This is a genomic window from Nonomuraea sp. NPDC051941, assembly GCF_044593615.1.
The window spans coordinates 1-1,665 of the sequence record NZ_JBIUCF010000145.1; the positions used below are offsets into that span (position 1 = coordinate 1).

The 1,665-nt window shown below is 68.6% G+C and carries 1 protein-coding gene; it reads left to right on the forward strand.

What is annotated here, in order from left to right; genetic code table 11:
* Positions 1 to 176 precede the first annotated feature (176 nt).
* On the forward strand, positions 177 to 1,655 hold the full coding sequence (locus tag ACIHFD_RS67865; RefSeq protein ID WP_397375969.1) for an NF041680 family putative transposase: 1,479 nt from the start codon (positions 177 to 179) through the stop codon (positions 1,653 to 1,655).
* Positions 1,656 to 1,665 lie beyond the last annotated feature (10 nt).

Consider the following 1,665-nt stretch of genomic DNA (forward strand, 5'->3'; position numbering starts at 1 on the left):
AGCTTGAGGTTTAACCTTTGAGCTGCACATTTGCCGCGATCGGCAACAGAGGTGATTGATCCGACATAGCGGATTGTGTCCTCTGCAATACGGCGTGTCGCCGTGACCCAGACCAGCCACCGTCTCCACCTTCAAGGTGTCAACCCAAAGAAGAGGAGGCGGTGGCTGTGTCATCCATGCTGGCATCCGCAGCGGCGGCTGTCCCGGAATCGGGCCAGGAGAGTGAGCGGGCCGAAGCGATAGCGGAGTTGTCGGAGTTCCGCCAGGAGATCTACGGCTGCCTGACGGCGCGCGCGGATGAGCTGTTCGAGCTGGCCGAGGCGGTGTTATGCGCCGACGGGCCGGTACGCACCCTGGTCGGACTGGCACTGACGCCTGAACACCGGCGAGGACACGGCGCCCTGTATGACGCGATCAACCACGGCCGGATCGAGATCGGCCGGCTCCGCAGAGCCCTGGCCACGGTGCCGCTCCCGCGCGCCGCGGGCGGGCGGATCGTCCTAGCCGCCGACATCACGGCATGGCTGCGGCCCGACGCGCTGACCAGCCCCGAACGGCTGTTCTGCCACACCTACGGCCGCCGCAAGGACGACCATCAGATGATCCCCGGCTGGCCATACTCGGTGATCGCCGCACTGGAAACGGGCCGGACCTCCTGGACCGCGGTGCTCGACGCGGCGCGGCTGGGTCCCGACGATGATGAGGCCGCCGTCACCGCCATCCAGCTGCGCGATCTGGTCGCCCGCCTGATCCAGGCCGGGCAGTGGCGTCAGGGCGACCCAGCCATCCTGCTGGTGGTCGACGCCGGGTACGACGTGCCCCGGCTGGCCTTCCTCCTGGACGGCCTGCCAGTGGAGGTACTGGGCCGGTTGCGCTCGGATCGGGTGCTGCTGCGTCCCGCCCCGTCGCGGGAGGAGTTTCTGCTGGCCAGCCCCGGTGGCGGACGTCCGCCCAAACACGGGGGCGACTTCCGGATGAAGGACGAGACCAGTTGGGGCGAGCCGCAGCACGTCACGAGCACCGCCACCAGCCGGTACGGCACGGCGGTCGCCTCCTGCTGGGACCGGCTGCACCCTCGGCTGGGCCGCCGCAGCGCTTGGATCGATCATGTCGGCGAGCTCCCGGTCATCGAGGGCACCCTCATCCATCTACGGGTCGAGCACCTGCCCGGCGAACGCGATCCCAAGCCGGTGTGGCTGTGGACCTCGGCCATCGGCATCACCGCCGCCCATCTGGACCGGCTCTGGCAGGCCTTCCTCCGCAGATTCGACCTGGAGCACACGTTCAGAATGTGGAAGCAGACCCTGGGCTGGACCGTCCCGAAGATCCGCGACCCCTATGCCGCCGACCGCTGGACGTGGCTGATCATTGTCGCCTACACCCAGCTTCGTCTCGCTCGCCCCCTCGCCGAAGACCTGCGCCGCCCGTGGGAGAGGCCGCTGCCGCCCGAGCGGCTCACCCCCGCTCGTGTCCGCCGGGGGTTTCGCCACCTCCGCACGAGCCTGCCCCAGCCCGCCAGTGCACCCAAACCCACGAGCGCCGGTCCCGGACGCCCCAAGGGATCAAGGAACCGCGTCCTCGCCCGTCATCACGAGGTGGGAAAGACTGCTAAACGCGCGGCATCACTCACCGAGCACCGCGAGCAGGCAGGTTAAACGACAAGCT

Excerpts from the sequence above, each read along its gene's own strand:
- ACIHFD_RS67865 (WP_397375969.1), top strand. The coding sequence starts at position 177 with ATGCTGGCATCCGCAGCGGCGGCTGTCCCGGAATCGGGCCAGGAGAGT.